The 1,470-nt window shown below is 62.0% G+C and carries 2 protein-coding genes; one reads left to right on the top strand and one right to left on the bottom strand.

Annotated features, from left to right (window positions below):
- The coding region (locus A2I95_RS37395; RefSeq protein WP_291737513.1) for an aldehyde dehydrogenase family protein at positions 1–442 on the bottom strand (442 nt) is incomplete at its 3' end.
- Between the two features lie 136 nt (positions 443–578).
- On the opposite strand from A2I95_RS37395, the gene A2I95_RS37390 reads away from it, so the two are divergent.
- A partial coding sequence (locus A2I95_RS37390; RefSeq protein WP_291737512.1) for a LysR family transcriptional regulator occupies positions 579–1,470 on the top strand: 892 nt, incomplete at its 3' end.

Genomic DNA, 1,470 nt, shown 5'->3' with positions numbered 1-1,470 from the left:
GCATGATCGAGGCAACGACGCCCAGCGGCTGGCGCATGGAGTACATGTCGATGCCCGGGCCGGCGCTGTCGGTAAACTCACCCTTCAGCATCTGCGGTGCGCCGATGCAATATTCGATCACTTCCAGGCCGCGCTGCAGGTCGCCCTTGGCGTCCGGAATGGTTTTGCCGTGCTCACGGCTCAGCGCCTCGGCCAGCTTGTCCATGTCGCGGTTCATCAGGCCAACCATCGCCATCATCACGCGGGCGCGTTTCTGCGGGTTGGTGGCGCCCCAGGCGGGCTGTGCCGCCGCTGCCTTTTCAATGGCGTCGGTGGTTTCTGCAACACTGGCCATCGGGCACAGATACTGCACTTCGCCGGTTGCAGGGTTGAAGATATCGTCAAAACGGCCCGAGGTGCCGGAGACCAGTGCGCCGTTGATAAAGTGGCCGAGTTCTTTCATCGGATCCTCCTCTGTTCATCTTGCCATCATCCTAGGCTTGCAAAAAACATCGGAAAAGAGGAAAGATTTCAAAGACGCTTTGCAGGAACGCAAAAGGTTAACGGAACGTTAGCAGCAAGACGGAGGACCCGGGCCGATGGAACCGCAGTGGGATGATATGAAAGTGTTTTTGGCGGTGGCACGGGAGGCGAGCCTGTCGGGCGCCGGCCGCATCCTCAAAATGGACCCTGCAACGGTGGGGCGGCGGGTCGCACGGTTTGAGGCCGCACTGGAAACACCGCTGTTTGTGAAATCGCCGCAGGGCTATGCGCTGAGTGCTGCGGGGGACCGTCTGCTGGTCCATGCCGAAGCGGCCGAACAGGCCATGCGGGCCGGGACCGAGGCGCTGAGCGGACCCAGCGATACCATGTCCGGCCAGATCCGCATCGGGGCGCCGGACGGCAGCGCCAACTACCTGTTGCCGCAGGTCTGTGCCCAGATCGCCGAGGAAAACCCGGATCTGGATATCCAGATCGTGGCCTTGCCGCGGGTGATCAACCTCAGCCGCCGCGAAGCCGACATGGCGGTGACCGTCAGCGCGCCGACGGCGGGTAAGCTGCTGGTGCAGAAGATCTGCGACTACCGGCTGCATCTGGTCGCCTCGCGCCATTACCTGAAGAGCCATCCGCCGATCACCGGGTTGGCGGATCTGAAGGGCCACAAGATGATCGGCTACATCCCCGACATGATTTTCGACAAGGAGCTGGATTACCTGAACGATATCGGTGTCGAACGGGTCGCGCTGGCGTCGAACTCCGTATCGGTGCAGATCAAAATGGCAGCGCAGGGTACGGCGATCTGCATCGCCCATGATTTCAGCCTGCCGGCCCATCGGATGCTGCGCAAGATCCTGACCGACAAAGTCAGCCTCAGCCGCAGTTTCCATCTGGTGCGGCACCAGGGCGACCAGCGCAGCGAGCGGTTGAACCGGTTTGCCCAGGCGTTGTCGAAAGGCATCCGCGACGAGGTGGCCCGGCTGGAAGCCTTGA

The sequence above is a fragment of the Leisingera sp. F5 genome, assembly GCF_001593695.1.
The sequence above is the reverse complement of the archived record's forward strand: the minus strand, read 5'-3'. Positions and strand labels throughout refer to the sequence as shown.